General features: G+C 25.3%; 4 protein-coding genes. 2 read left to right on the top strand and 2 right to left on the bottom strand.

All coding sequences use genetic code 11. The features are described from left to right. Positions 1-314: 314 nt before the first annotated feature. Positions 315-467: a hypothetical protein gene (locus B0A78_RS14525; protein WP_097609702.1), complete on the bottom strand. Its 153-nt coding sequence runs from the start codon at positions 465-467 to the stop codon at positions 315-317. Continuing rightward, on the bottom strand, positions 464-1,012 hold the full coding sequence (locus B0A78_RS11940) for a hypothetical protein (RefSeq protein ID WP_014164533.1): 549 nt from the start codon (positions 1,010-1,012) through the stop codon (positions 464-466). The genes B0A78_RS14525 and B0A78_RS11940 overlap by 4 nt, the downstream gene beginning before the upstream one ends. 113 nt (positions 1,013-1,125) lie before the next feature. On the opposite strand from B0A78_RS11940, the gene B0A78_RS11935 reads away from it, so the two are divergent. Both B0A78_RS11935 and B0A78_RS11930 read left to right on the top strand, forming a co-directional pair. Beyond that, positions 1,126-1,860, top strand: coding sequence for a DUF4369 domain-containing protein (locus tag B0A78_RS11935; protein WP_014164534.1), 735 nt, complete (start codon positions 1,126-1,128; stop codon positions 1,858-1,860). 47 nt (positions 1,861-1,907) lie between these two features. After that, positions 1,908-2,273: a TlpA family protein disulfide reductase gene (locus tag B0A78_RS11930; RefSeq protein ID WP_225556221.1), complete on the top strand. Its 366-nt coding sequence runs from the start codon at positions 1,908-1,910 to the stop codon at positions 2,271-2,273. Positions 2,274-2,365: the final 92 nt, after the last annotated feature.

Below are 2,365 nucleotides of genomic sequence, written 5' to 3'. Positions count from 1 at the left end.
GTATATATAGAGTATTTGTAAGGATATTAGACGTAATAGTCCAAAATAGGAGAATATCGAATTTATTTTAAAGATTTCATTTGTTAAAAAGAATAATGCTGTAGTAAAATAAATAATACTTATTATTTTTATTGTCCTTTTTTGGGCCAAATCCTCCATAATTTTACTTTTATTACTTATTATGTCGTTTACAAGAGACAATAGAATTTAAGAATTATAAGCAGGAATGAATCAATTCCTTTCTCAAATTTAATAAAAAGATAATTATGTAAGAAAAAAATGCCTAATTTTTTTCTGTTTTTAAATGAAATAAATTATATGATATTTGATTCTGTTTTTTTAGAAAAACTATTAATAATTTCTTTTAATTTGTGTTTTCTTTTAATTTTTTTACTTTCTTTTTTTTCTTTGTTTTTTTTAAGTTTATTATTAAATTTTTGAATATTTTCTTCGTTTTTACGACTCATAGGTATTTCTTTTTTATTTCATCTAAGGTTAGTTCTGTATAGATTAAATCATGTATTATTTTTTCTCTTAAAATAGTAATATCGTCATCAAAATATTTTGCCCAATTCGTAAGATTTAAAATATTACGAGCATTTTTTAATCTTTTTTGAGTTTCCTTACTCGTTCTTAAAATAGCACAGCCATTGTAATCTTTTGTTTGTTTATGCAGATAATGAATTTCGTTACGTGTTAGATCCCAATCGATATAATATAATTTTTCAATTTCATTATCTGGAAAAAAACTATCCCAAGTAGCAAAGCCTAATTTGTATTTAGAAGGTTCTAACTCCTGATCTATTAATCGCCACTTTGAATTTGCAAATCGTCCCCAATGATTGGATAATCTATAAATACCTTTTTCTATATAAAAATATTTGCTGCCTGATTTACTTATAAAATCAGGTGTTAAGCAAGAAACAGATGAATGGGGAACCTCAGTAAATACACAAAAAGTTTTTTTGAGTGAATTTATCTTAGGATAATATTTAGAATTTGTTTTCTTCAAAATTTTAAATAAAACTTAAAAATGATTTATATAACTACAAAAAGGTTATTTTTGTGGTTCAAAATTAGTAAAACTATTTTATAGTTCTTTATATTATTAACAAATACATACAGATGAAAAAAATTTTAGGAATCAGTTTAATAACCTTATCTATTGCATGTAATGGTATAATTGGTAATGGATTTAAATTTGAAGGAGAAATCAATGGCTTAAAAGATGGTACAAAAGTGTTTTTACAAAAACAAGATGAAAATACAGGTATGCCTGTAGCTATTGATACAGCAAAAATAGAAAAAGGTAAATTCGTTTTTGAAGGTGAAGCAAAAGAACCGCAAGTACACATGGTTTCTATTGAAAATCAACAAGGAGGTTTCGTTTTTATTTTAGAGAAAGGAAATATAACAGCAAAAATTAATAAAGACAGCATTCCATTGGCTAAAGTTGGAGGTACTTATAATAACGATGAATTGATTAAGTACAATACAGAAATGATGGGAATATCTAAGCGTATGATGTCGTTTCAAAAAGAAAACATGGCAAAAATGGAAGAAGCTCAGAAAGTAAATGATTCTGTTACAATGCAAAAATTAAATACAGAGTTTTCTAAATTTCAGGAAGATTTTATTACTTCTGGGGCTAAGTATATTAATGAAAATCCAAAATCATTCATATCATTATTATTAATTCCTACACTTTTTAATACTCCAAATGCAGATATAGTTAAGATTAAAAAATCTTTTGATGCTTTAGAAAATGATATAAAAGAAACGACCGCTGGTAAAAAAATCAAAAAGCAATTAGAAGATTTTGAAAAAGCAATGGCAGGAACAAAAAAAAAAATAAAGTAACTAAAAAGGCTCCTAACTTTAGTGCTAGAACACCTGATGGTAAAACACTGAGTTTAAAAGAGGTTTTAGGAAAAGTTACTTTAATCGATTTTTGGGCTTCTTGGTGTGGTCCTTGTCGAAAAGAAAATCCAAATGTAGTGGCTCTTTATAAAAAATGGCATTCAAAAGGATTAAATATTATAAGCGTATCTTTAGATAAAGATCTAACAAAATGGAAAGAAGCCATTAATAAGGATCAATTAACTTGGAATCATGTTTCTAATTTGAAGCAATGGGAGGATCCAATTGCTAAAATGTATCAAATAGAAAGTATTCCATCAACAGTATTAGTTGATGAAAAAGGAAATATTATAGATACGAATCTTTTTGGTGAAGATTTAGAAAATGAGATAAAAAAAATATTAACCAAATAAAATTCTAATTTTTATAGAATTAATTTAAGATATTTTTGATAAAAAAGAACACTTTTTTAGCGAATTTTAATTATTAAAATTATTCATTATCC

Source organism: Flavobacterium columnare NBRC 100251 = ATCC 23463 (assembly GCF_002530675.1).
GTDB lineage: Bacteria > Bacteroidota > Bacteroidia > Flavobacteriales > Flavobacteriaceae > Flavobacterium > Flavobacterium columnare.
This window is presented reverse-complemented; position numbering and strand designations above follow the sequence as displayed.